22 protein-coding genes are annotated in these 22,632 nt (G+C 46.6%); 20 read left to right on the top strand and 2 right to left on the bottom strand.

Translation table 11 applies throughout. From position 1 onward, the window contains the following. The first annotated feature begins 130 nt into the window (after nt 1-130). The 11 genes from HMPREF1152_RS01740 (at nt 131) to HMPREF1152_RS01690 (ending at nt 9,755) form a co-directional block, all read left to right on the top strand. Entirely contained in the window at nt 131-550 is a 420-nt protein-coding gene (locus HMPREF1152_RS01740; RefSeq protein WP_009643485.1) for a DUF3842 family protein, read from the top strand. Between the two features lie 103 nt (nt 551-653). Then, complete coding sequence (locus HMPREF1152_RS01735) at nt 654-1,649, top strand: ABC transporter permease (protein WP_009643490.1); 996 nt, start codon at nt 654-656, stop codon at nt 1,647-1,649. Continuing rightward, on the top strand, nt 1,642-2,460 hold the full coding sequence (locus HMPREF1152_RS01730) for an ABC transporter permease (protein WP_009643398.1): 819 nt from the start codon (nt 1,642-1,644) through the stop codon (nt 2,458-2,460). The genes HMPREF1152_RS01735 and HMPREF1152_RS01730 overlap by 8 nt, the downstream gene beginning before the upstream one ends. A 290-nt stretch (nt 2,461-2,750) precedes the next feature. Continuing rightward, nucleotides 2,751-4,304 carry an ABC transporter substrate-binding protein gene (locus HMPREF1152_RS01725; protein ID WP_009643468.1) on the top strand — a complete coding sequence of 518 codons (1,554 nt, stop codon included), beginning with the start codon at nt 2,751-2,753 and terminating at the stop codon, nt 4,302-4,304. Nucleotides 4,305-4,310: 6 nt separating this feature from the next. Further along, nucleotides 4,311-5,927: an ATP-binding cassette domain-containing protein gene (locus HMPREF1152_RS01720; protein ID WP_009643392.1), complete on the top strand. Its 1,617-nt coding sequence runs from the start codon at nt 4,311-4,313 to the stop codon at nt 5,925-5,927. Nucleotides 5,928-5,971: 44 nt separating this feature from the next. Further along, the gene (gene larE, locus HMPREF1152_RS01715; RefSeq protein ID WP_009643388.1) at nt 5,972-6,787 is read left to right on the top strand and encodes an ATP-dependent sacrificial sulfur transferase LarE; all 816 of its coding nucleotides are present in this window, start codon (nt 5,972-5,974) and stop codon (nt 6,785-6,787) included. Between the two features lie 105 nt (nt 6,788-6,892). After that, nucleotides 6,893-7,654 carry a nickel pincer cofactor biosynthesis protein LarB gene (gene larB / locus HMPREF1152_RS01710; RefSeq protein ID WP_009643470.1) on the top strand — a complete coding sequence of 254 codons (762 nt, stop codon included), beginning with the start codon at nt 6,893-6,895 and terminating at the stop codon, nt 7,652-7,654. A gap of 293 nt (nt 7,655-7,947) precedes the next feature. Beyond that, nucleotides 7,948-8,235: a 30S ribosomal protein S6 gene (gene rpsF, locus HMPREF1152_RS01705; RefSeq protein ID WP_009643377.1), complete on the top strand. Its 288-nt coding sequence runs from the start codon at nt 7,948-7,950 to the stop codon at nt 8,233-8,235. A 15-nt stretch (nt 8,236-8,250) separates the two neighbouring features. Further along, nucleotides 8,251-8,706 carry a single-stranded DNA-binding protein gene (locus tag HMPREF1152_RS01700; protein ID WP_009643457.1) on the top strand — a complete coding sequence of 152 codons (456 nt, stop codon included), beginning with the start codon at nt 8,251-8,253 and terminating at the stop codon, nt 8,704-8,706. Between the two features lie 27 nt (nt 8,707-8,733). Beyond that, entirely contained in the window at nt 8,734-8,976 is a 243-nt protein-coding gene (gene rpsR / locus HMPREF1152_RS01695; RefSeq protein ID WP_009643353.1) for a 30S ribosomal protein S18, read from the top strand. A gap of 155 nt (nt 8,977-9,131) precedes the next feature. Beyond that, entirely contained in the window at nt 9,132-9,755 is a 624-nt protein-coding gene (locus HMPREF1152_RS01690; RefSeq protein ID WP_050992594.1) for a cyclodeaminase/cyclohydrolase family protein, read from the top strand. A gap of 311 nt (nt 9,756-10,066) precedes the next feature. Here the strand turns inward: HMPREF1152_RS01690 and HMPREF1152_RS01685 are convergent, their stop codons facing one another. Further along, on the bottom strand, nt 10,067-10,711 hold the full coding sequence (locus HMPREF1152_RS01685) for a TetR/AcrR family transcriptional regulator (RefSeq protein ID WP_009643420.1): 645 nt from the start codon (nt 10,709-10,711) through the stop codon (nt 10,067-10,069). Between the two features lie 259 nt (nt 10,712-10,970). On the opposite strand from HMPREF1152_RS01685, the gene HMPREF1152_RS01680 reads away from it, so the two are divergent. Both HMPREF1152_RS01680 and HMPREF1152_RS01675 read left to right on the top strand, forming a co-directional pair. Further along, nucleotides 10,971-13,097, top strand: a complete 2,127-nt coding sequence (locus HMPREF1152_RS01680; protein ID WP_009643369.1) for an efflux RND transporter permease subunit — start codon at nt 10,971-10,973, stop codon at nt 13,095-13,097. A gap of 11 nt (nt 13,098-13,108) precedes the next feature. Then, complete coding sequence (locus HMPREF1152_RS01675; protein ID WP_009643484.1) at nt 13,109-15,199, top strand: hypothetical protein; 2,091 nt, start codon at nt 13,109-13,111, stop codon at nt 15,197-15,199. Between the two features lie 101 nt (nt 15,200-15,300). On the opposite strand, the gene HMPREF1152_RS01670 is transcribed toward HMPREF1152_RS01675, so the two are convergent. After that, nucleotides 15,301-16,200 carry a YitT family protein gene (locus tag HMPREF1152_RS01670; protein ID WP_009643517.1) on the bottom strand — a complete coding sequence of 300 codons (900 nt, stop codon included), beginning with the start codon at nt 16,198-16,200 and terminating at the stop codon, nt 15,301-15,303. Nucleotides 16,201-17,192: 992 nt separating this feature from the next. On the opposite strand from HMPREF1152_RS01670, the gene ndk reads away from it, so the two are divergent. From ndk to HMPREF1152_RS08870, 7 genes are all read left to right on the top strand, one after another. Further along, complete coding sequence (ndk, locus tag HMPREF1152_RS01665) at nt 17,193-17,597, top strand: nucleoside-diphosphate kinase (RefSeq protein ID WP_009643419.1); 405 nt, start codon at nt 17,193-17,195, stop codon at nt 17,595-17,597. A 350-nt stretch (nt 17,598-17,947) separates the two neighbouring features. After that, a complete protein-coding gene (locus HMPREF1152_RS09680) occupies nt 17,948-18,364 on the top strand; it encodes a hypothetical protein (protein WP_050992592.1) in 417 nt (138 codons plus the stop codon). Nucleotides 18,365-19,022: 658 nt separating this feature from the next. Beyond that, complete coding sequence (locus HMPREF1152_RS01655; RefSeq protein WP_009643375.1) at nt 19,023-20,342, top strand: AAA family ATPase; 1,320 nt, start codon at nt 19,023-19,025, stop codon at nt 20,340-20,342. A gap of 2 nt (nt 20,343-20,344) precedes the next feature. Continuing rightward, a complete protein-coding gene (locus HMPREF1152_RS01650) occupies nt 20,345-20,998 on the top strand; it encodes an RloB family protein (protein ID WP_009643387.1) in 654 nt (217 codons plus the stop codon). A 24-nt stretch (nt 20,999-21,022) separates the two neighbouring features. Further along, nucleotides 21,023-21,484 (top strand): RES domain-containing protein, encoded by a 462-nt coding sequence (locus HMPREF1152_RS01645; RefSeq protein WP_009643350.1) that lies wholly within the window; start codon nt 21,023-21,025, stop codon nt 21,482-21,484. A gap of 748 nt (nt 21,485-22,232) precedes the next feature. Continuing rightward, nucleotides 22,233-22,385: a hypothetical protein gene (locus HMPREF1152_RS09500; RefSeq protein WP_009643361.1), complete on the top strand. Its 153-nt coding sequence runs from the start codon at nt 22,233-22,235 to the stop codon at nt 22,383-22,385. Beyond that, the gene (locus HMPREF1152_RS08870; protein WP_009643467.1) at nt 22,386-22,619 is read left to right on the top strand and encodes a hypothetical protein; all 234 of its coding nucleotides are present in this window, start codon (nt 22,386-22,388) and stop codon (nt 22,617-22,619) included. Nucleotides 22,620-22,632: the final 13 nt, after the last annotated feature.

The following is a 22,632-nucleotide window of genomic DNA, read 5'->3' as shown; positions in this document are numbered from 1 at the left end:
CAAACATTCAGCAACCTGCAAAAATACTTGGTAAACTTAATTACTGCGACAACTGCGCATCAAATATCTGCTATAATATTCAACATACAGTGCACAGGAAGTGTACAATCGGCTATGAAAGGCGAACGGAATGGACATATTAGTAATTGATGCGCAAGGAGGCGGTATAGGTCGCCAGCTTGTGACCAAGCTGACGGAGAGGCTTCCGGAAGCGGAGATAGTAGCAGCCGGAACCAACAGTATGGCGACGAATGCCATGGTGAAGGCCGGAGCCAAGAGAGCGGCAACAGGAGAGAACGCTATAGGATTTTGCGCAGCAAGAGCACAGATTATCACCGGACCAATCGGTATTCTGGTAGCAAATGCGATGTTAGGCGAGATCACCCCGACTATAGCGGAAAGTGTCGGAACAAGCGAGGCACCCAAGGTGCTGGTTCCTACGGCGTATTGCAATGTTATGATTGCAGGTACAAAGGAGTTGCCGGTCAAAGAGTGCATTGAGGATGCAGTTGACAGAATAGTCAGGATGTACAGCAGAGGCAACAACTGAATAAAGCAATAACATTTAGCCATGCCACGAAGGCCGGAGTAGTTGCAGAAGCGACTATACCGGTCTTTTTGTAAGCGAATCCGGAGGAGTGAACGCAGAATTTATGGAAAAAGAGAGAGGACGCACAATTAAATATGTATTGGGCAGATTTGCCGAGATGCTGCTCATATTGCTGCTGCTCTCAATCATAGTGTTCGTCCTGTCGCGTCTATGTCCGGGGGATCCGCTCCGCGCCTGGTACGGAGATGGCGTGGACAGGATGAGTGTCGCCGAGAAGACGGCTGCTCGCGAGAGCCTCGGTTTAGACAAGCCGCTGCCGGTCCAGTATGGAAAGTGGCTGGGCGACCTGGTTCAGGGCAAGCTGGGACTGTCGTACAAGTATAAGAGACCGGTTGCGGAGGTGATCGGGGGAGTGCTGGGCAACACTGCATTATTCGGAGTAATAGCCTACGTGCTGACATTCGTGTTTGCATTCAGGCTCGGAAGAGCTTCGGCGGAGCGGGAAGGCACAAGGCTCGACAGATTTATTTGTAGGGCGGGCGTAGTATCGGGAAACATCCCTGTGTTCTTTTTGTCGCTGATATGCATACTGGTATTTGCAGTCTATCTACACATACTGCCGACCGGAGGGGCTTACTCGTACAATTCAGAGGGAGACCTTTTAGACAGACTCCGGCATCTCGTGTTGCCGGTATTTGTAATAGTTATAGGGCATCTGTGGTACTACTCGTACATGGTGCGTAATCTGCTGCTTGAGGAAATGCGCAAGGACTATGTGCTGCTGCTCAAGGCGGAGGGAATGCCGCGCACCGGGATTATCAGGAAGTACTGCATGAAGAATATTATGCCGCCGATGGTAACCATCATGGCTATCGCAGTTCCGCATCTCCTTGGCGGAACATATGTTGTCGAGATGGTCTTCGGATATCCGGGAATAGGCAAGCTGAGCTTCGAGAGTGCTCTGTATAAGGATTACAACATGCTGATGGCAACGACGCTGTTAACAGGTGCTGTTGTGGTAGTGTGTAATTATGTGGCGCAGATTGTCGGAGAGAGGCTCGATCCGAGGATGTGCCATGAGGAGGGCTCCTATGAATAGTAGAAAAAAGCCGAAGGCGGCTATCGCAATACTTATGGCGTCTGTTATTCTCAGCCTGCTCGCAAATGTAATTGCTCCATACGCCCCGAACTACATGAATTCAGATGTAATCGGGCAAGCGCCGTCGATGAGACATATATTTGGTACGGATAACATGGGACGAGACCTGCTGAGCCTCATCCTGTATGGTGGCAGAGCGAGCCTGATAATAGGCACACTGAGCGCTATGCTCTCGACATTCATAGCTTCGGTTTACGGAACCCTCGGCGGCATGTCCAACAGGCACATCGACAATCTGATGATGAAGGCGACAGACCTGTGTATGAGTATTCCGAATATCTTGTTGATTATCGTGCTTCAGGCTGTCTGGGGCAGGGCGACCTACAGTTCGCTCGCGTTGATAATCGGTATCACAAGCTGGATGCAGATGTCCAAGGTTATCAGGAGCGAAGTCAGGAGACTCAGGAAGAGCGAGTTTGTGTTGGCGGCAGAGCTGTACGGCGGCGGATTCTGGTATGTGCTGAGAAGGCATCTGTTTCCCAACTACTTCTCGTCCATAATGTTTATGGCGGTCAGCAACATAGGGTCAGCGATAATCGCCGAATCGACGCTCAGCTTCATGGGGCTCGGATTGCCTATATCCGAAGTTTCTTGGGGCAGTCTGATGTCGCTTTCTCAGGATGCGCTTCTGTCTGACCAGTGGTGGATGATTATCATCCCGGGCTGCGTGCTCATCAGCGTTCTAGTCTCGATAACCGAGATAGGGGAGTATGTACGGGAGCGTAACACCTCGAGGCATAGCAATATATAGCAATATATAGAGATATGGCTTTTGAAAACAGGCTGTTTTCTTCTTCGCATCTTTCTCGAGGTATAGCAATATATAGAGCTATAGTCGTATGATCGAGGTACGACAGAATACAATAGACAGCAACGCATATAGCAAGCTGCATTCGCAACGCGACGCGTAGCCCTTTGTCTCGGCTTTGAGCGCATGCAACACATATAGCAAGCTGCATGCGTAGCATACACGATATGCGAACGACGATATTTATATTTATTAACAGACACATTCGGACTTATTAGAAAGGCACTATACTTATGAGAAATTATTTAAGAAAGGCGGCAGTGATAGCTGCTGCGATTATCATGACATTCTCGCTTTCGGCTTGTGGCTCCAAGGCGGAGAAGGACGAAAACACCCTGGTATACGGTAGCCGGAACTACACGGCTATCAACCCGGCTCTGTATGAGCACGGCGAGATCAATTCACTTATATTCGCAGGACTTACGACGCACGATAAGGATAACAAGCTGGCTCCTGCGCTCGCAGAGAAGTGGGAATACGATGCACCATCACACACCTGGACATTCCATCTTAGGGACGGGCTAAAGTTCCACGACGGTAAGCCGCTTACCTCGGCAGATGTCAAGTTCACGCTAGAGGCAATTTTGGATAAAAAGAACAATTCGGAAATCGTTTCAAACTATCAGGATATAACCAAGATCGAGTGTCCGGACAAGAGGACTGTCAGGATTCAGTTGGGCAAGGAAAACGTAGCGTTTGCAGACTACATGACTATCGGAATTCTGCCTAAGCACCTGCTCAAGGGCAAGGAGCTCACAACGGACAAGTTCAACCGTAAGCCGGTTGGAGCGGGGCCTTACAAGCTGACCAAGTGGGATGAGGGGCAGAGCATAACTCTCGAGAAGTTCGACGGCTACTATGCAGGAAAGCCGCACATCAAGAAGATTGTATTCAAGATTGTTGAGGACAGCGATGCCAGACTGCTGCAGCTCAAATCCGGTGATCTCGATATGGCACAGATTGCACCTAAGCAGGCTAAGGCTCTGGCAAAGGACAGCAAGGATTTCAATATCTATCGTATGAATACAGCGGATTACCGTGCAATCGCATACAACTTCTCAGGCAGCAAGCTGTTCAAGGCTCATCCGGAGCTTGCGAATATTCTCAGCTATGGAATCGACAGAGATGCAATCATCAAGAGTGCACTTCTCGGAGAGGGTCAACCGGCCTATTCTCCAATTCAGAAGAATAGGTTTAACAATTCCGCTATTGAGAAGTTTGAGTATAATCCGGACAAGATGGAGCAGCTCCTGCAGCAGGCAGGCTGGTCCAAGAACAAGGATGGAATTTACGAGAAGAACGGCACTAAGCTGAAATTCACCATCAACGCAATGGCTGACGACAAGGTACGCGTGGATATGGCGAAGCTTTGTGCAGAGCAGCTCAAGGCACGTGGCGTAGACGCTACAGCAGAATCCAAGAAGGAACTGGATTGGAAGGGTCAGGACGCTTGTATCATCGGATGGGGAAGCCCGTTTGACGCAGACGATCACACCTACAAGATCTTCACCTCAGAGGCGGGCGACAACTATACAGGATACGCAAACCCTGCAGTTGATAAAGACCTGGCGAGTGCAAGAGCTACGACCAGCGATGCCGAGAGACAGAAGTATTACTCTCAGTTCCTCACACATATGACGCAGAAGATGCCATACTCGTTCATCGCATACATCGATGCGGATTACGCAGTGAAGAAAAATATCAGCGGAATCACCAGGGAGACAATGCTCGGACACCACGGCGTCGGCATCTTCCGGAACGTCGCAGATTGGAAATTGGAGAAATAGCGGCAGATGACAGGAAATAGAAGTAACAGAAAGCTGCTTAATATTGAGGAGTTCAAAATGTGCTTCGACGGGGAGCATGGAGCTGTTCACGCTGTGCAGGACGTCTCTCTGGCGGTCAACTCCGGTGAGATTGTGGCTATTGTCGGCGAGTCGGGCTCCGGCAAGACTGCGCTCTGCTTCTCGATTCTCATGCTGCATGCGCACAATGCGCGTTACCTGTCCGGCCGCATCGAGCTGTGCGGACACAATGTGCTGGAGATGTCGGAGCGGGAGCTCGAGCACGTGAGGGGAGAACTGGCTTCGATGGTATTCCAGGACCCGCTAAATTCGCTCGACCCTGTCAGAACCATAGGCGAGCAAATTATCGCTCCTATGCAGATACACGACGGAATCAAGCTCTCCGGTATCCGCAGAGATAAAGATATAGCTGCTTATGAACGGCGGGCAGCGGAGATGCTCCGCGATATGGATATGGACGATGCAGAAGCGTATCTCAATTGCTATCCGCACCAACTGTCAGGGGGACAGCGCCAGAGGGTAGCAATTGCAGTAGCTTTGGCCTGCGATCCTCAACTGATAATTGCAGACGAACCGACAACTGCGCTGGATCCTGATACGCAGAGCCAGATAATCTCACTGCTTAAGAGGATTGCCGCAGATAGAGGCAAAGGTATACTGTTTGTTACTCACGACTTGGGACTTGCACGCGGACTTGCTTCGCGGATCTTCGTAATGAAGGACGGCAAGGTCATCGAGTCGGGAGACACGGAACAGATATTTGAGAATCCGCAGCAGGAATATACGCAGGCTCTAGTACGCTATTCGAGGTACGGCAATAAGGACAGCCACTATCACGGACATCGAGCGCAAACCGCCAGTCAATTCGCAGAAGCGTATGGGAAGAAGGACAGTTACTATCACGAATATAGCGAGGACAGTGGTAGCAGGAGGGAGCAAGCGGAGCAGGCAGATACAATCGTGCAGGTAAGGGACGTCGATATGACGTACAAGACCGGAACCCACGGAGTCAGGAAGGTGCTGGACAGGTTCTCTATGGAAGTAATGAGAGGGGAGATACTCGGGCTTGTCGGCAAGTCGGGCTGCGGTAAATCCACTCTTGCGAGGATAATTATGGGACTCGTGAGACCGACAGGTGGCGAGGTGGGATTTGGAAGCGACGGCACAGACAGAAGGGATTCGATAAATGCTCAGATGATATTTCAGGACTCTGCATCGGCGTTTAATCCGCGCATGACCCTCGAGCAGATCATCTCTGAACCGCTGGTAATTGCCCGTATTGGGAACAGGGCGGAAAGACTTGAGAGAGTCTCGGAGGTGATGACTCAGGTGCATCTGGATATCGGGCTCATGAAGAGGCATCCATACGATGTATCGGGTGGACAGCGCCAGAGGGCAGCCATTGCAAGAGCTTTGATCACAGGTCCGGAGTTCATAATTGCGGATGAACCGCTGTCGTCGCTGGATGTACCGACGCAGGCGGAGATAGTTCATCTGTTGAGGGAGCTTCACGATGAGAGACGGTTGACAATGATACTGATCTCGCATGATATCCCTATGGTGGAGCATGTATGCGACAGGATTATAGATATGGAGGCCGTTTAAGATATTGAAAATCTTGAGAAGGCCGGAGAAAGAGAGTAGAGGAAATGGGACTTACGGAAATAGAGATCAGGAAGGAAAATAATCTGAAGAGATACATCGCAGGCCTTGGCAGCCTTGCAGTTGCCTTCTCCGGCGGTGTCGATTCGACATATCTGGCCAAGGTGGCGCACGATGTGTTGGGTGACAGGATGATTGCAATTACAGCGCAGTCCGGATCGTTCCCAAGGAAGGATACCGATGAAGCTGTAGAATTCTGCAGAGGGCGGGGAATCCGCCAGATTGTTGTGAAGACCAATGAGCTCGAGCTTGAGGGCTTCAGAGAGAATCCGGCAGATCGCTGCTACATCTGCAAGACGGGGATTTTTACGCAGCTCAAGGCTAAGGCCGGGGAGCTGGGCATAGCCTACGTTGCAGATGGTTCAAATGCAGATGACAAGGGAGATTATCGGCCCGGGCTCAGAGCTCTCCGAGAGCTGGATGTCAAGAGCCCGCTCATGGAGACCGGACTCACTAAGCAGGAGATCCGCGACCTCTCGCAGGCGCACGGCCTCCCTACATGGAATAAGCCGTCCGCCGCTTGTCTCGCCTCGAGATTTGCATACGGCGAGACAATTACGCGCGAGAAACTGGCTATGGTGGAGCAGGCGGAGCGCGTTCTGGACAGATATGGATTCATACAGGTGCGCGTCCGCATGCACGGCGACAATCTCGCGCGTATAGAGGTCGCACCGGCAGAGTTGGAGAGACTGCTGTCTCTCGGCTCAGAGATTTCCGCCAAGTTCAAAGGCATCGGATTTGTATATGTTACGATGGATATGCTTGGCTACAGGGTAGGCAGCATGAATGAGGTATTGAAGTAAATCAGTCATCCGGGGAGCAAATGAATCTGTCCGGTAGGGAGCAGCTTAAAGCTCTCTGCTGATTGACTTCAAGCAAATATTTATTATAGAAAACAGGTAAACGAGATGAATATCACAGAAATACTAGACAGCTATAAGGCCGGCGAACTGGACTTATCTGAAGCCGAAAAGCTGATTAAACACAATGATTACGATGAGATGGGCTTTGCCAAGCTGGATACTCAGCGTGAGAAGCGATCCGGCTTTCCGGAGGTAATCTTCTGCGCCGGTAAGGCAGATGATTACCTGGTGTCGATTTACCGGAGAATGGTCGCTAACGACGGCTGTGCCCTCGGTACTCGGGCGAATCCGGAGCAGGCGGCGCTGATTATGGAGTCTATTCCGGAGGCGACGTATGATCCTGTCTCGCGGATTCTCAAGGTGGAGCCTGCCGGCGGCTACAAGAGAACCGGCACCGGAGGTATCGTTGCTGTCTGCAGCGCAGGCACTGCCGATATCGCAGTCGCTGAGGAGGCCGCTCAGACTGCAGAATACTTTGGTGCTGATGTACTGAGGTTTTACGATATCGGGGTAAGCGGAATTCATAGGCTGCTGTCCAAGGTGGAGGAAATCCGCACTGCAGACGCGGTAATCGCCGTCGCAGGCATGGAAGGCGCCCTGCCGACAGTGCTGGGCGGTCTTGTCAGGAACCCTGTAATAGCAGTGCCTACATCTGTAGGCTATGGGGCAAATTTTCATGGGTTATCCGCACTTATCACGATGATCAACTCGTGTGCTAACGGAATCGCAGTCGTAAACATTGATAACGGCTACAGTGCGGGCTATATCGCAACCCAGATAGGCAGATTGGCAGCCGTAGGTCGCTAGCTGCGAGTTAAGTATATGCTTACGGTAAGGTTATTAAGGGGCACATATATGAGGTTAAGTGGCAGGCTGCTAGTTAAGTATATGCTTGCGACACGGTCGAATAGCAGGTACTATATATTGTGTTCTGAGGTCGGAGCAGTGCGGTGTGACGAGTTTTGCTTTACCGGAGGGACAGTCAAATGGTGCGCAGCACTTGAATTTTGGCGAAAAATAAGTATAATAGAGCAGCATGGCTTGAATTCGCAAGCCATATCCTGCACCGCAAGGTGCCGTAGGCCATAGGAGGTGAAAACATGAGAGATTATGAAGTAATGTTCATTCTTGACCCAACTCTGGATGAGGAGGCTAAGAACTCCATGATCGAGACCGTTAAGAGCATCATCAACGAAGATGGTGAGACTGGCGAAGCTGATGTATGGGGCAACAGAAAGCTTGCTTATCAGATTGAGAAGAAGAAAGAGGGATTCTACGTAGTTCTTCCTTTCAAGTCCGGCACAGAGCTGCCTAAGGAACTCGACAGAAGACTCAGAATTTCCGACAATGTTATGAGACATATCATTGTTTGCCAAGACGAGAAATAAGTCAGGAGGTAAGCTATGAACAGCGTTATATTGATCGGAAGATTGACCAGAGATCCGGAGCTGACTTACACACCTAACAACCAGACAGCTGTTACGCATTTCAGCATTGCAGTTGACAGACCGGGTTCGCAGGGACGTGAGAGACAGGCTGATTTCATCAGAATCACTGTTTTCGGCAAGCAGGCTGAGAACTGTGACAGATATCTTAGCAAGGGTCGTCAGGTCGCAGTCAACGGTAGAATTCAGACGGGAAGCTACAAGAACAGAGAAGGACAGACTGTATACACGACAGACGTAATCGCTAACAACGTCGAGTTCCTCGGCGGTGGTAACAGCGGTGGCGGCAATAATTCCGGATACAGTCGCAGAGCTGAGAGTGAGCCAAGCAGTCACAATGATAGCTTCAGCTCACCAATGGAGCCTTCGATGCCTGATTCATTTGAGGCAACTGAAGAGGACATCCCGTTCTAAACATCTTGAGAAAGGAGTACAAGTCGAATGGAGAACAGCAAGAGGCGCGGCGGCATGAGAAGAAGAAAGGTATGCCAGTTCTGCGCGGATAAGGATAAGAAAATCGATTACAAGGATGTGGAGACTCTTAAGAAGTACACTACAGAGAGAGGTAAGATTCTTCCCAGAAGAGTAACCGGTACATGCGCAATGCACCAGAGGGCAGTTACATCTGCTATCAAGAGAGCTCGTGTAGTAGCTCTAATGCCTTTCGATTCTGAAATCGAATAATATTTTTATACGGTTATATGGCTCTTCGCTATGCGGAGAGCTTTTTACATATGGGAATGACAGCGGGAGATGCGAAACCGAGTTTGAAACATTATAATGTGTATGTATTTAATGCTGATAACATTTAGACTATGATAATGAATATGGAGGAGATAATGGCAGAGAAGCTTGTAAATACCGAAATTAGCGAATATATAGAGGTGCTTAGCTCCGAAGCGCCGGCTCCGGGCGGCGGGGCTGTAGCTGCTCTGACGGCGGCTCAGGGGGCGGCCCTGATTGTGATGGTGGCGAACCTCACAATTGGTAAGAAGAAATATGCAGAATACGAGGAGCTGAATATCGGGGCTAGAGATGAGGCAAGGACATATCTTGAGCAATTAATGAAGGGTGTCGACGAGGATAAGGAAGCCTTCGAGCAGGTATCGAAGGCTTACAGCAGGGCTAAGCAGACCGATTCGGAGAAGGCGGCGCGCAGGGAGGCGATTGCCATCGCCTCCGTCGGCGCAGCCGACGCCCCGCTCAAGCTCATGAGAGCGGGCGTCTGCGCGCTCAGGCTTGCAGCCGATATGATTGGCAAATCAAATGCGAATTTGGTCAGCGATCTGTATGTGGCAGCCCTGAATCTCAATGCCGGAGTGCAGGCCGCAAGCTACAACGTGGCAGCCAACATCCCGTATATCGCTGACCGTGAACTGGCAGCAAGCTGGGGGGCAGAAGCCGGGGAGCTGGCAGGAGCGGCAGCAGAACTGGCGGGACAGATATTAGATGCCGGCAATTAGCAGAGGACAGCCCCTCAACAGAGAGCGGCTGTAGCTTGCAGCTGCTGATACATAATACATATATGCAGAGTTGAAAAACGGGCTGCCCCAAAAGCGTGGCAAAACATCTTGAATTATAGTTAACTTTTCACATATTCTTCACACAAATCCGTGAAACTCCTGCTATAATCCTAATTGTTCAATGAGGTTTGTTATTCTAATACAAACTTTCCTTCTTTTATTGAATACACACACACTACACGAAAGGGATGCGCAAGCGTCCTTTTCGTGTTTTTTGCTATTTTCCCGGCGTAACCGAATCAGTTCCGCCTTTATCTTTTATAATATTTTCTTGTTTTTCCCTCTATCGCATCGTCTACTATCAGCCTGATTGTCCTAAACAGATAGGGTTTGTAGTCGCTATATGTCACCGGTTCACCCATCAGGATGACGTTGTGACATGTCGAATTGATGAGCTCGACTACAGTGAATATCAGAAGCTCGGGGTTCTCGATAGGAAGCTGCTCTCTATCGATGATGTCCATGAAGAAGGATTTGAAGTCTACGACTTCGTCCTCGTCATGCTTGACCATAGTCGAACCGGTCAGCAGTCCCCAGCTCAAATGCTTGGAAATAAACTGCAGCAGTGCAATATCCTTCGAGAGCTTGGTGATCAGGTAATCGGTTGCGTAGATGACCTTGTCGGCCAGACTGAGTCCGAGGCTGCTCTTAGACGTGTAATCCTCCAGCGAAGCAACTGCGTCGAGCAGCAGCTCTGAGGATTTCCGGGCTATGAGCGTGTCCCTGACATCTTCCTTGCTATCAAAATATAGATAGAACGTACCTTTACCAACTCCGGCTTTGAGGGCGATATTGAGAATCGTCGTTCTTGCAAATCCAACTGTCGTAAACAGCTCGTACGCCGAGTTAAGGATGTCGGTGCGCTTTTTTTTTTTTTTTAATAATATCTTGCCCATTTGTGACTCTCCTTGTGTTGAAGATAATCATTTACATATACCATGCGGCATCCGCCAGATCAATGATATACCCAACTGTGACTTAGGGTCAATATGATATGCAGTTATAGAAAGCGGTAAAAAGTATATAGAGAGCGGTAGAAAATCAACGATTTATAAAAGCTTAAGCGGGTAAAAGAATTTAAAAAAAATAATAATTGACTATTGGTCAGTAGTGCGCTATACTATCATCGTTTCAAGGAGCAAGGAGGAAAGACCGATGAAACTAGGAGCTAAAGTCGTTAAGCACAGACGCATCATTCTGATTGCAGCTCTGCTGCTACTGATACCATCATTTATCGGTTACAAGACGACGAGAATTAACTACGATATGCTCACCTATCTTCCGTCTACGATGGACACGATGAAGGGGCAGAACGTATTGATGAACGAATTCGGCAAGGGCGGATTCTCAATAGTAGTGCTCGAGCACATGAAGAGTGACGATGTCACCAAGCTCAAGGCCGACTACAGCAGGATTGACGGGGTCGATCAGGTGCTCAACCTGGAGGATGTGTTGGATCCAAGCATTCCCAAGTCGATGCTGCCGGATCAGGTATCCAGGAATCTTTCAAATAAAGATGCGAGTCTGATGGTCGTATTCTTCAAGAACTCGACATCTGATGACAAGACTCTCACCGCAGTTGAGGAAATGCGCAAGGTCAGCAGCAAGGACACTTATGTATCCGGGTTGTCGGCTCTCGTACAGGATCTCAAGACACTGTGTGAGGGCGAGGAGGTTAAGTACGTCGCAGTTGCAGTCATTCTGTCGCTGCTCGCTATGATGCTTCTGCTGGACTCATACGCTGCACCGGTCATATTTATGATCAGCATAGGGATGGCGATTCTCTACAATATGGGAACCAACATATTCCTCGGAGAGATCTCATACATCACCAAGGCTATCGCAGCTGTCCTGCAGCTGGGGGTCACGATGGACTACTCAATATTCCTGTGGCACAGCTACATGGAGAAGCTCGACTCGGGACTTGACAACCACGAGGCTATGGGCGAGGCAATTGATGCGACCCTCGTATCCGTAACAGGGAGCTCGGCTACAACAATCGCCGGATTCCTCGCACTGTGCTTCATGACTTACACGATGGGCAAGGATCTCGGAATAGTAATGGCCAAGGGCGTCGTATTTGGAGTAATCTCCAGCGTGACAGTGCTGCCGGTGCTGCTCCTCAGATTTAACAAGACTCTGAAGAGGACAAGACACAAATCGCTAATTCCGGACATGACTAAGTTCGCACACGGATTGACGAGCAGGTACGGGATATATATAGCGATATTTTGCATACTGATTATCCCGGCGATCTATGGATATAATCATCAAAATGTCGTATACGACTTCACCAAGATGCTCTCAAGCGGCCAGAACGAGCTGCCTGCCGAGAAGACGCAGTTTCTGACAGCCAACAACAAGTTAAGTGAGGATTTTGGAATAAATACCTCATATATAATAATCGCTGATGCCAAGTTATCCGCTCTTGATGGTAGGGAGATGAGTGACAAGATCAAGAAGGTCGACGGCGTACAGAGTGTGCTCGGACTGGATTCAGTGATGGGGACATCGATTCCTAAGAACATGCTGCCGGACGAGCTAAGGAACGGTCTGATGTCCAAGAAGCATCAGATGATAGTTGTAAACTCCAAGTACAAGGTATCTACAACGGAGTGCAACAAGCAGATAGATACGGTCAAGACCATAGCTCACAAGTATGACAAATCTTCCACGGTAATCGGAGAAGCTCCGGCAACCAAGGACTTGATTAGATTGACGGATAAGGACTTCAAGGTCGTAAACTGGATTTCGATCGGGCTGGTATTCCTGATTATTCTGGCGGTGCTGAAATCGATATCTTTACCGTTCATACTCGTAGCGGCAATCGAGTTTGCGATATACGTCAACATGGGAATTTCCGGATTTACAGGACTTGAGCTGCCGTTCATCGTTCCGGTCTGCATCAGCACAATCCAGCTGGGCTCGACAGTTGACTATGCGATATTGATGTCGACGCGTTACAAGTCCGAAAGGCTTGCCGGCTTGGGCAAGAGGGATGCGGTAAGCACCGCGGCTGCAGCGTCGATTCCGTCGATTATAGTCAGTGCGCTTGGATTCTTTACAGCGACGATAGGTGTGTCTATTTATTCCAATATCGGAATCATCAGTACTCTGTGCACGATGATGGCTAGGGGTGCAATCATCAGTATGTTGACCGTAATACTGGTGCTGCCGTCGTTCCTGATGGCATTTGACAGCCTGGTATGCCGCACAACCGGCGGACTCAGAGATATATATGAGCATAAGAGCAATACTAATGTCGAGAGCAATACAATCTAGGAGGCATAGAAATGAATAGATTAGGTAACAGCAAGAAAATAAAGAGAAGGGCCTCAGCTCTGGCTCTCTGCCTGACAGTCGGAGTCATGTACGTTGTGACGCCGCTAAGTGCAAACGCAGCTAACAAAAGCAAGGGTGCAGATCTAATCGGAGAGACCAAGACGGAACAGGCTGTAGAGTCATCGTATCCAAGCCTGACGCGTGCAGGTACTGCGTCCAAGAAGGATAAGGTCGAGACTACATACACATCCATGGATGCAGAAGGCAATGTCAAGGAAACGGTGGTAACTGAGCAGCTTACAAATGATGGCAAGGTTGACAGGCTGAATGACTACTCGACTCTCAAGGATATAGAGAACACCTCAGGCCACGAGAAATTTACGCAGAACGGCAACAACGTTTCCTGGGATGCAGAAGGCAAGCCTATCAAATACAAGGGAACGCCGACCGCAGGACTCCCGGTGAATGTCAAGATTACGTATTTCCTCAACGGCGAAAAGATGTCTGCCAAGAAGATTGCCGGAAAGTCAGGGAATATAACTATCAGATTTGACTACACGGTCAATCAGTCGGAGTATGTAAAGGGACATCTGATTAAGCATCCATACACCGTAGCCAGCGGATTAGTGCTGAACAATGAAAAGTTCAGCGACGTAAGCGTTTCCAACGGAAAGGCTATAGATGACGGCAACAAGACTGTGGTAATGGGAGTTGCCTTCCCGGGGATGAACGAGAATCTCGGTATCAACCGTTCGCAGTTCGATATTCCAAATAGCGTAGTTGTAAATGCTCATGCTGATAAGTTCGAGCTTGACGGCACTTATACGATTGCGATGTCAGGAATCGCCGGCGATCTCGGCGGGAACCTCAGCGGTATAAAGGGCAAGGCGGCCAAGGTTCAGAGTGCTCTCACACAGATGGGGGATGCTGCCAACAAACTGGAGCAGGGCAGCAATGAGCTCAAGGCCGGTGCAGATGAGCTGGCAAGCGGAACAACTAGACTCAAGGCCGGCAGCGACGAAGCTCTGAGTGGAGCAAGGGCACTCAACAACGGATTGCAGCAGCTCACGGCTAACAGCGAGTCGCTCAGAAGCGGAGCTAAGCAGGTTGAAACACAGATATTTGCAACAGCCACTACAGAGATACAGGATCAGCTGGGTGATAACACTATAGTGCTCTCGCCATCTACATATGCGCAGGTAATTGCAGGGATCTCAGACGGAGCGCTGGCTAAAGCAGAGAACACGCTGAGAGGTGCGCTGGCTTCTGCCGGAGTATCTGATGCAGCAACACAGAACAACATCCTGTCACTTGCCTACAATAAGATGATGGCAGACGGCAAGTCGGAGGCAACTCAGGCAGAAATCACACAGTACATCCGGCAGGCGGCAGCAACAGCAGAACAGGCTAAGACAGCAGCCGAATATATCAACCATTATAGGAGCGCGGCAATTACAGCTCTCAAGGCAGCCGGATATACAGACGCCCAGCTGGGAAATCCTGATGGACAGCAGGCTGTAATGCTTACTGCCGTCGAGATGGGACTCACCGGTGGCAGCACCAACATGGCTACACTGCAGGCTCAGCAGGCTAATGCAACTAATCTGCTTACTGCAGCCAAGGAATACCAGATTGCAGGTCAGGGAGCAAGCGACAATGTCAAGAAGCTGTCTGCAATAGCAGTTGGCAAGGATGCACCGGCCAAGCTCAAGGCACTCAAGGAGCAGTTGGATTCGCTGGAGATGTTCATCGCCGGTGTTAAGCAGTACACTGCCGGTGTAGATGCGGCGGCAGCAGGCAGCAGCAAGCTTCTGTCAGGTCTGGATCAGCTCAACAACGGAATCGCACAGATGGATCAGGGCTCCAACAAGCTGGACGCCGGAGCTACTCAGTTAGCAGCCGGTATGACAAAATTCAACCAACAGGGCATACGGAAATTCATCGGAACGCTCAAGAAGGCGGAGCTTAACAAGATTGCAGGCAGACTGGAAGCAACAGTCGAAGCTTCCAAGCATGAGGTGTTTGTCGGCGGTAAGGACAGCAGCATGTCAGGTGAGAGCAGACTGATCTTCAAGAGCGGAGAGATTAAGGCGTCTAAATAAGCCTTCCGCTGTTGGCACTTCTTTCGTCGGCAGTAAAAGGTAAATAAGGATATTGTATGTAATACGTAAAACAGCCGAAGTGTGAGCCTTGGCTGTTTTCGTTATTTTTTGTCAATATACCGCTTCTCTCTGCTGAAACCTCTGCCGCTTACGCTTCCAACCTTGCTAAGTATTATAAAAGCATCGGGGTCAAGCTTATGCACGAGCCTTTCAACCTTGTACAGCTCCCTCGAAGATATGATAGTCAGCACTATATCTGTCTCTCTGCCGAGATAACCGGTCTGTCCATGCAGCAGGGTGACACTGCGGTCGATATCCTGCAGTATGGCTTTCTTGATCTCCTCTGATGATTTGGTGACGATTTCGAGCTTGGTTTTGGAAGCTCCTATCGCCAGCAGCCTATCAAGAGTTATCGTGTAGACGAGCACGAGCACGATTCCGTACAGACTGGTGCGTGTAGGTGAGAACATCATCTGTCCTATAAGTATGATGAAGTCGAACACGTACAGGCTGACGGAAACCGGCACTCTGAAATATTTATTTAATACGAGCGGCGGGATATCCATACCACCCGTGCTGGCGCCGATTCTGATAATCATAGCCAGCGACAATCCGATGCACAGGCCTCCGAACAATGCCGACAGGAACAAGTCGTCGGTGAGCTTGAAGGGGCCGATGAGCTTCTGCAGGAAGCCGAGCAACGCCGGGTAAGCAAAGGTGCTGATGAGCGTGGTGAGCGCGAACTCTTTGCCGAGCAGTGCAAATCCCGCTACGAACATCACGGCATTGAAAATTGCCACAAAGATGGAGATGGATATGCCAAAATTATGGTTCGTTATAATCGCAATACCCGTCGTTCCGCCGGTGATCAGGCCGGACGGAAGGATGAAGAGCGCGACTCCGATGGCGTAGATCAGGTTGCCGATGACAACCGTCAGAGCACTACGCAGGAAATGAGGGCTCAGTATGTAGCCGGAAATGCTGGTGTTGTTATCGTTCATGTCAGGCCTCCTTGTGTAACCAACTGAACTTTACATTGTTTGAACATGGCTGTCAATAGCCGGCGGGGTTACGAATAATGGCGGACGGTAGATAGGTTTTTCTTTGCCGGGTATTGCTATTATCATTTCCGGATCTTGTTACGAATAATATTGACCGGTAGGGAGTTCCTTCAGTGCTTTCGCTACCCCATCCTATTTAGGGTTACGAATAATGGTGTTCGTTAGGTAGGGTAGAGGCAATACCGGTATAAGAAGCGATAAAGCGGCGACAGCATCGACAGATACGATTAAAGAGAAAGAGGGTTATAGGACAAAGAGAGCTGTTGCATCGGCATCAATACCGATATAACGGGCTATAGGAGGACAAACGTGTTGGTCGTCAATTGCGCCGCTGCGCCATATTTCACGGCGCACGGTCGTCATAGGACAAACCTGTTGATAGTCCAATCTGAGCCATAGGGTCATAGGACAAATGTCAAAAACGAAAGTGAACCGCTGCTTGGCGACAGCGGTTCACTTCTACTACGAAATTATTTAATTAAGAAAGAACAATCAAAAGAAAATGTTTTATGCACTAATTTCTTTTGCACCATTATAGTACCATTCGATTATGACGATTCTGTTATGATTTGTTAGAGTGACCGTGTATCGTATATATCAAAAAGTACAAAGTCTTTAAGAAATATGGTATAAGTTATAGGTAAGTATTGAATTACAAAAGCTTTAGCAATGAGAGAAGCAGTTTCGAACCTAATGTCGTGAACTGCTCCCCGTCAAAAGTACATTGAAATAATAAAATAAGATTTTTGTACAATCAGTACATTGCTCGTTGAGAATCTGCCCTTTTTGTTTCATCAAACAAAATAAGAATTTTGCACAATCAGTACTGGTGCTGACCACTACACTTTATATATTATATTTAGGCGATAGGCAGACTTACAAACCTGAATTTTCAACAATTGACACTTGATTATATGAGGAGGAGATTAGAAATGGGTATTGAAAAGACATATGTTATGCTCAAGCCGGACTGCGTGAAGAGAGGCCTCATGGGAGAGGTTATCTCCAGAATCGAGAGAAAGGGCTACAAGATTGTAGATGCCAAGATGATGAACCTCGACGAAGCTATCCTCAAGGAACACTATTCACATATGGCTGACAAGCCTTTCTTCCCGGAGATTGTAGAGTTCATGACATCGGGCCCGGTTCTCGGTATGATCGTTGAGGGAGAGAATGCTGTACAGGGCATGCGAATCATCATGGGAGCTACTAAGTTTGAAGAAGCTGCTGCCGGTACAATCCGCGGCGACTACGCTCACAGCACAAGAGAGAACCTGATTCACGGTTCCGATTCTGTCGAGAACGCCGAAATCGAGATCAAGCGTTTCTTCGGATAAGGCTTCACGGTTGTGCAGCTGATAGAAAGACGCTGAAGCGGAGACTCCTTTACGGTATAATGCAGGTGCAGGAGCTTTCTCCAATCCAATCAATCCAATCCAAGCGAAGCTGGTCTCAAGCAATCCGTGAGGCAGCCGGATATAATGCATAGACCAGTCAAAAGGTTACATAACGTAAGAGGACAGCAGACCACAGCTTGATCATTCTGAAAAGGAAGAATTTTTATAGAGAGGACAAGATGATAGAACTCAACGACAACGCCATCGAATATATAGAGAACAGGGGTTTCTCGGACATTGTCATCGATGTAATAAGATTTACAAGCTGATGTGCGCCTCCCAAGTTGGAGATGTCAGTAGGTTTTACTGACAAGGACAGAGATGCTGAATATTACCTCAGTCGAGGATACAAAGTGGATCGAAGCGTGCTTGGAAACGTATACTATCCGAAGCGTGGTGCGGTAAAGACGGGCAAGATCGTCATTCGCTACGAGGAGAAGCCGTGGCTCAGCAGCTTCGAGATAGATGGGCTCAGGCCGGCAAAGGCACGGGGCAAGAATTATACCCGTAGCATGCAGCTGATACTTCAGTATGCGAGGGCATTTGGAGGAATTGCGCGCAAGGACGTGGCGGAGTTGTGCAAGCTGACACCTTCACAGTCTGGCAAGCTGCTCGCGAGGATCGTGGGTGGCGGATATTTGGAGCCGGAAGGATCGGGCAGAGCCAGGAGATATGTACTGACTGAGGAGGGTAAGAAGTACAGGTAGATGCGGGGGTTATCCGTTATATTTAGAATATTTAAACTGATTAAGCGTGGTAATTGCAGATCTTGGTAAGCTATCAGGCAGGGGAGTTCGTAAATAACAGATAGGAATGCTCGTGTGCGGCTTTTTGCGGAACGAGATAATATTGATGTCCACAGAGATGGCTATGAGTATCTTTTGAAGAAAATCGATTAGTCTGGTGCTAACGGAAAGCTCAAAACATCTGCGTATCAATTGATCTACAAATATTGTGATACATGCTTCCTCAAGCTTTCGATCACACGATCGAAAGAGCCTTCGACCTAATAAATGCTGCAAGATACAATTATTCGGTCGAGAAAAGTAGAAAAAATTCATGCTTTGATTGAGTGACTAACCCTTATAAAACATTATCTATATTGAAAAATGCACAAAACGATTGGGAAAAGCATTGTTCTGTGCAAATGGTAAAACGCAATTTATGAGCTTCGTGTTAAATGTTGAGTAGAAGGTTGGTTGCAAATATAATCGCAAATCACTAAAATATCAAAACTATGGAAGAATGTGTAACAATGATTTTGCAAATATTATGCAAAACAAAATAACATATTGATTATTTTTTAAAACATGGGTACACTATAAATAAGATTTTGCATAAATCTTGCAGAATGGAGGAAAGGATATGCTGTTAGAATTTAAAGCAACTAATTATAAATCTTTTAAGGATGAATTAATATTCTCAATGATACCGGCACCTAAACAAAAAGGACTTGATTATAGTATCTTACATGAAAAAATAGGTAATCGAACATACAAGGGATTAAGTTCGGCAATTATCTATGGAGCAAATGCATCCGGGAAAACTAATATTATTGGTGCGATGGATGCCTTTAAAAACATCGTGCTCAGAGGCAATATTCGTAATGATGAAAAAGATTCTCCCAATGCAGCATCTGTTGCACTTGAGTTAATTCCGAATAATACATGTATAGAGCCTGAACCTGTGTCTTTTTCAATAAAGTTTATAGAACAAGATATGCTTGTTGAGTATGCTTTTTCCATGGACATTGGAAAATTTTTAGAGTTGGAATATAACAGAAAAGTTGTAAAAGAATCATTGAAAATCAACGAGAAACTTTTGTTTAACAGAGAAGAAGAACTGGAAATTTGCTCACTTGATTTAATTGGAGATTATCTTGTAAATGAATTTGAAGAATATGCAGAAGGCGTTATTGCAATCGCAAAAAATAATCTAAATAATGAAGAGCTGTTCTTGATGAATGGCTTTAGAAATATGTTTAGCTCAAAAATTGCAAATATCGTATCGGATTGGCTAAATAATAAATTCATGGTGATTTATCGTGCTGATTCCATGCAACTTATTCGTAAGTTTGCTGATCCTAAAAAGAAATCAGTGTATATAGAGAAAACTATAAATGAAGCTGCAGAGCTATTTGGTATCAATTCTAATGCACTTGGATATGTGATAGATGATGAAAGTGAAAAAGCAAGGCTTGCTTCTATATTTGAAACAACAGAAAAGAATACAGCAATACCGGCAGAGTTATTTGAATCTTACGGAACAATTCGCTTTGTTAATATGTTTCCTCTTGTTGTAAATGCATTGCTAAACGGTGGAACATTGATGGTGGACGAGTTTGATGCTTCTATACATCCAATGGCACTGATGAACATAATAAATATTTTTCATAATGATGAGATAAATAAAAAACATGCACAATTGGTGTTCAACACACACAATCCTATTTTTCTGAATGCAAATCTGTTTAGGCGTGATGAAATAAAGTTTGTTGAAAGAGATGATGATACTCACTGTAGTATACACTACTCTCTATCTGACTTTGGAACATCAGGGAAAAGTGGTGTGCGTAAAAACGAAGATTATATGAAAAACTACTTTGTAGATCGTTATGGTGCAATCAAGGATATTGATTTTACACCGATTTTTGAGAGCCTTTTGAAGGATAGAAAAGGGGTGTAATGATGAGAAAAGAGACGAAAAAATATTATTTTTCGGTAGAAGGTGAAACTGAAAAGTGGTATTTGGATTGGCTACAGAAGACGATAAATTCTATTACGGAGTCAAAATACAATGTAAAACTTGACTCTAAAATCCAAAAAAATCCTCTTACACGGGTAAAAGGTATGACTCTTTTAGAATCGACAGAGATAACCCATGTCTTTGACAGAGAGAGTGAGGATGATGTTCATGTAAAGCAATTTCAAGAAACTTTAGATCGTATGAGCGATGCAGAGCAGCTTGGCAAAGATATTAAGTACAAGTTGGGCTATAGTAATTTTACTTTTGAGTTATGGATAATTTTGCATAAAACGGATTGTAACGGAGCTAAAACTCATCGCAAGCAGTATCTTCCAGAGTTAAACAAAGCCTATGATGAGAAGTTTGAAGATTTACAGGAATATAAGCGAGAGAATGACTTTAAGAGAATCCTGAAAAAACTTACCATTGAGGATGTGATTTCTGCGGTGAAAAGGGCTGAAGCCATTATGAAGAGAAATGAAAAAAGCGGATATAGGCTTCAGCAGTATAAAGAGTACAGTTTCTATAAGGAAAATCCGTCGCTTTCAGTTTGGGAAATTGTAGATAAAATATTGAAAGAATGTGAGATTAAATAATCCTAAACGGAGACCTTTGATAGCATGAAAAAAATATCAAATGAGAATGCTGAATATAATGGAAATGAGGAGGATGAATTTGTAGAAGAAATAGAATTAATGGATTTTATGGATCATTTATTTAGAACTCCTACTCTGGGGAGTACTCATTCTGCTGGCAAAAAAATAATGGAAGTGATAAGAAATATATGTAAATCTTCATCATCGCCCAATAAAATTGGGTTTGATGAAGATTTTTATTACCATTCAAGAGCCCGATATAGCGGCGTGGCTCCATATGTCAGTGCTCAGATGTTAAAGGCTCCGGTAGGTGTAACTGGACCTGGAAGGTACAATCATCCTGGAAGATCCCATTATTATTTTGCAAATACACAGCATGGAGCTATTGAAGAAGTAAGAAAACATCTTAAAAATGAACAGGAAATTCAAACAATTAAAATTAAGCCGGTTAACCCTATTGTTATACTGGATCTATCAATACGATGAGGAAAGGAAGCATTTTTTAAAGTATTTAAGGTATCCAATTGATTCAATTACCGATAAAATGCCAAGAGAGTATTTAATTCCATGCTTCGTTTCTGATTGTTGCCAGGTAGTTGGGGTTGAAGGCGTTAAATATTATGGTAGTAAATCGTACAATAATTATGTTTGTTGGAAGGATGGGTACTTTGAGTTTGTAGGTAATGAAAAATAGTTGTAACAAAATATTAATATTGTAGAGAGGAATTATAGTGATTAAGAAACTGTTAAATAGTGAGTGTTCACGCATGCCGAAGCATTGTTAAATGCAGCTTAGCTCATTGAAAGTACTGCAGTTTGCTCATCTGTAGTATAATGCAGGTGCAAGGAAATGTTGTAAAAACGGCTCAAAACCGTGAACCTGATTAAACCGGAGTCATCAATGACATGATCCTTGAGTACAATATTACGGATGATGACAATGATCCAAATGGATCATCTTCAGAGGGAGATACTGAAGAGAATTCATCAGAGCGTAATTCTGGCACACTCATCATTGGCGCCATACTGTCTATTATCGCTATGAATGTGGATCGCCTCACCGGACTTTCCTTTGTGCGAGTTTTGCTATCAATGTTTCAAGGTACATACGTTAGACTCAGTTTAGATCTAACTTTCTAACAACCTAACAACAGATTGTTGTGTGTACACTAAACAACGAACGGGAATACTCAATGCACAGGTGTTTAGGTATTTGGGGTTGGAGACATGAACTATGATATTACAGATAACTGCTATAGCTGGAGCTCTAGTTGTGCCGGTGCTGATGGCTTTATCAGGATTGCTGGTATGGAAGTTCCCGGCCAAGAATATTAATGTCGCTTACGGTTACAGAACCAAGCGATCAATGAAGAATATGGATACGTGAATGTTCGCACAGGAGTATACCGTAAGACTGTGGGCCAAGCTTGGCTGTGGGCTTTTAGCATTGACTTTGGCAGTCTGTTTCTGCGTACGCGGCTACAGCGATGATAATGTCGCAACGACGTGTGTCATCATGGTTGGTGCACAGATAGCAGTGATGGTGTTGTCGACGTTTATAACAGAGCATGCACTGAAGCTGAATTTTGATGAAGAAGGCAAGAGACGGCAGTGTGAGTGATTCGGAAACAGGA

Origin of the sequence: Mogibacterium sp. CM50 (genome assembly GCF_000293155.1) — a bacterium.
Lineage (GTDB): Bacteria > Bacillota > Clostridia > Peptostreptococcales > Anaerovoracaceae > Mogibacterium > Mogibacterium timidum.
This window is presented reverse-complemented; position numbering and strand designations above follow the sequence as displayed.

Coding starts and splice junctions, on each gene's coding strand:
- HMPREF1152_RS01740 (WP_009643485.1), top strand. CDS start 131: ATGGACATATTAGTAATTGATGCGCAAGGAGGCGGTATAGGTCGCCAG.
- HMPREF1152_RS01735 (WP_009643490.1), top strand. CDS start 654: ATGGAAAAAGAGAGAGGACGCACAATTAAATATGTATTGGGCAGATTT.
- HMPREF1152_RS01730 (WP_009643398.1), top strand. CDS start 1,642: ATGAATAGTAGAAAAAAGCCGAAGGCGGCTATCGCAATACTTATGGCG.
- HMPREF1152_RS01725 (WP_009643468.1), top strand. CDS start 2,751: ATGAGAAATTATTTAAGAAAGGCGGCAGTGATAGCTGCTGCGATTATC.
- HMPREF1152_RS01720 (WP_009643392.1), top strand. CDS start 4,311: ATGACAGGAAATAGAAGTAACAGAAAGCTGCTTAATATTGAGGAGTTC.
- larE (WP_009643388.1), top strand. CDS start 5,972: ATGGGACTTACGGAAATAGAGATCAGGAAGGAAAATAATCTGAAGAGA.
- larB (WP_009643470.1), top strand. CDS start 6,893: ATGAATATCACAGAAATACTAGACAGCTATAAGGCCGGCGAACTGGAC.
- rpsF (WP_009643377.1), top strand. CDS start 7,948: ATGAGAGATTATGAAGTAATGTTCATTCTTGACCCAACTCTGGATGAG.
- HMPREF1152_RS01700 (WP_009643457.1), top strand. CDS start 8,251: ATGAACAGCGTTATATTGATCGGAAGATTGACCAGAGATCCGGAGCTG.
- rpsR (WP_009643353.1), top strand. CDS start 8,734: ATGGAGAACAGCAAGAGGCGCGGCGGCATGAGAAGAAGAAAGGTATGC.
- HMPREF1152_RS01690 (WP_050992594.1), top strand. CDS start 9,132: ATGGCAGAGAAGCTTGTAAATACCGAAATTAGCGAATATATAGAGGTG.
- HMPREF1152_RS01685 (WP_009643420.1), bottom strand. CDS start 10,711: ATGGGCAAGATATTATTAAAAAAAAAAAAAAAGCGCACCGACATCCTT.
- HMPREF1152_RS01680 (WP_009643369.1), top strand. CDS start 10,971: ATGAAACTAGGAGCTAAAGTCGTTAAGCACAGACGCATCATTCTGATT.
- HMPREF1152_RS01675 (WP_009643484.1), top strand. CDS start 13,109: ATGAATAGATTAGGTAACAGCAAGAAAATAAAGAGAAGGGCCTCAGCT.
- HMPREF1152_RS01670 (WP_009643517.1), bottom strand. CDS start 16,200: ATGAACGATAACAACACCAGCATTTCCGGCTACATACTGAGCCCTCAT.
- ndk (WP_009643419.1), top strand. CDS start 17,193: ATGGGTATTGAAAAGACATATGTTATGCTCAAGCCGGACTGCGTGAAG.
- HMPREF1152_RS09680 (WP_050992592.1), top strand. CDS start 17,948: ATGTCAGTAGGTTTTACTGACAAGGACAGAGATGCTGAATATTACCTC.
- HMPREF1152_RS01655 (WP_009643375.1), top strand. CDS start 19,023: ATGCTGTTAGAATTTAAAGCAACTAATTATAAATCTTTTAAGGATGAA.
- HMPREF1152_RS01650 (WP_009643387.1), top strand. CDS start 20,345: ATGAGAAAAGAGACGAAAAAATATTATTTTTCGGTAGAAGGTGAAACT.
- HMPREF1152_RS01645 (WP_009643350.1), top strand. CDS start 21,023: ATGAAAAAAATATCAAATGAGAATGCTGAATATAATGGAAATGAGGAG.
- HMPREF1152_RS09500 (WP_009643361.1), top strand. CDS start 22,233: ATGATATTACAGATAACTGCTATAGCTGGAGCTCTAGTTGTGCCGGTG.
- HMPREF1152_RS08870 (WP_009643467.1), top strand. CDS start 22,386: ATGTTCGCACAGGAGTATACCGTAAGACTGTGGGCCAAGCTTGGCTGT.